Source organism: Lamprobacter sp., assembly GCF_034860625.1.
In the GTDB taxonomy this organism is placed as follows: domain Bacteria; phylum Pseudomonadota; class Gammaproteobacteria; order Chromatiales; family Chromatiaceae; genus Lamprobacter.
Genome location: NZ_JAYESN010000379.1, coordinates 1 through 2,209, shown reverse-complemented (window position 1 = coordinate 2,209; position 2,209 = coordinate 1). Strand labels below are relative to the sequence as shown.

Sequence of the window (2,209 nt, the reverse complement as noted above, 5' to 3'; positions counted from 1 at the left end):
GCTCGCGACAAGGCTCAGAGTGCCCAGAATGGGTGAGTCATCCATCGGGTGCCCATTTTGAGCGCCGCACGACTGGATTTGCTCATCACAGACCGTACCATGAAGATGAGTGGCGCCGTCGTCGGCCGAACACTGCGATCAATCCTCCCCAATACCGATGAACATTCAACGCATCCTGACCGATCCGAAGATGGTCATCCTGGCCGTTGCCGGTGGCTTTCTGATCGGGCTCTTCGCGCCCTCCATCGGCGAAGCGCTCTACCCGGTCGGCAGCATCTACATCGCCTTCCTGTCGATGTGTCTGCTGCCGATCCTGATCACGGCGATCATCGTCGGCATCGCCGGCCTGCTGCGAGACGACAACACGCGACCCCTGTTCAAGCCGATGGCCGGCCTCTACCTGGTCGGCCTGATCTTGCCCTGTGTTGTTGGCATCGCTACTGCCTTGATCCTGGCGCCGGGCATCGGTCTCGGGCCGGAGGCTGAACAGAGCATCGGCGCCTTGATCATCGAATCTCCGGCCGCCGGCAAATCGGACGGCGGCATCCTGAGCTTTCTGGCCCAGATCATCCCGACCAATCCGTTCGAGGCCCTCAGCGCCAATGATGTGATGAGCATCGTCTTCCTCAGCGTCTGCATCGGTCTGGCCCTTGGGGTCATCCGCCGCGAGGCCGCCGAGCCCGCGCTGAAGGTCTCGCAGGCGGTCTATGACGCCTTCATGCAGCTCTTTCGCTGGGCGATCCTGGTGCTCGCGCCGGGCTTGCTATTGTTCATCTCGGGGGTCGTGGCGCAGATCGACGCCAAGGTGCTGCTGGCGCTGACCAAGTTTGTGATCACCTTCTATGTCGGCGGCCTGCTGCTGATGGTCGTCTACATGCTGTTGTTCTGGCTCGCCGTGCGCGGCCCGCTCGTGGCAACCCTCTCCAAGCTGAGCAATCCGAACGTGCTCGCCTTCATGACCAACAATCCAGTGGTTGCACTGCCCGCGACCTTGGACACCCTGGAGAAGGACTATGGCATCGACCGCCGGGTTCCAGACCTGGTGATCCCATTCGGGATCTTCGCTAATCAGCACGGTGCGGTCTTCCTGCTCTCCTTCTTGACCCTGTTTCTGGCTCAGATCTATGTGATCGATCTTGGCATTCAGGACTATGCCGTCATCGCCATCGGCTCGATCATCGCTGGTGCCACCGCGGTTGGGGGTGGTGCGGTGCTGATCCCGACCGTCGCCCCGATCCTTGGTGCCGTCGGCATACCGACCTCGCTCGCACTGGTGGTGCTGGCCACCACCGACAACATCATCGGCCCCCTGCGCACGGTGCTCACCCTGCAGGCCAATGCCACCCTGACCGTGATGACTGCTCGGCGCGGGCAGGAGAAGCCAGCAGAGCCGGCGCTCCAGAGCACGACAAGCACAGTGGAGGCGACATGATCCCGCGCCTAGGGAACCTGCTTTCGATCCTACTGCTGGCGCTTGCGCTCAGCCTGACCTTGCCGATGGGTCAGGTCGCGGCCGACGAGCCCGCTGTCTTTCCCGACATCCAACGCATCCTCGATGCCGGGACCATCCGTGTCGCCGTCCGTGCTGGCGATGCCGCGCCGATGATCATGACCGACGCCGACGGATCACCGGCGGGCTCCGAGCCCGATCTGGCGCGTGATCTGGCCAAGAAACTCGGCGTTGAGGTCGCCTTCGTGCGCACCGCTGACACCTATGATGGGGTGATTGGTGTGGTCGCGCGCAAGGAGGCCGATATCGCAGTCTCCTACCTCTCGGTCGGCATGGAGCGCGCGCGCTACGTGTTCTTCTCGGACCCTTACATCCGGCAGAGCGGCCGATTGGTCTATAACCGCGCCGAGTTTGCCGAGCTCAAGCGCGATTACCGGATCGAGGAGCTGCGGGCCATCAGCGATCTCCCCGTGGCCACCGAACTCCAGGTCGGCGTTGTCGAAGGGAGTGTCTACGCCACCAACCTCGAACGGGATTTTCCGCGCTCCCGACTGCGTCGATTCGACAGCCTCGATGAGATGATGGCGGCGGTGAGGAGCGGTGAGACATTCGCCGCACTGCACGGCGGTCTGCAGATCGATTACTACCTGCGCCGCAACCCGGCGACGGCGATCTACGTCGCCCTGGACCCGGACATCCGCCAATCCAGCGACATCCGCATCGCTATTCGTCCCGACGCGCCCAATCTGCTGCGCTGGA

At 63.0% G+C, this 2,209-nt stretch carries 2 protein-coding genes; both read left to right on the top strand.

The annotated features are described in order from the left end of the window. The first annotated feature begins 157 nt into the window (after positions 1-157). Positions 158-1,432: a dicarboxylate/amino acid:cation symporter gene (locus VBE63_RS27770; protein ID WP_323686224.1), complete on the top strand. Its 1,275-nt coding sequence runs from the start codon at positions 158-160 to the stop codon at positions 1,430-1,432. Beyond that, positions 1,429-2,209: transporter substrate-binding domain-containing protein (locus VBE63_RS27765; protein ID WP_323686223.1), on the top strand; the 781-nt coding region annotated here is incomplete at its 3' end. The genes VBE63_RS27770 and VBE63_RS27765, both read left to right, overlap by 4 nt.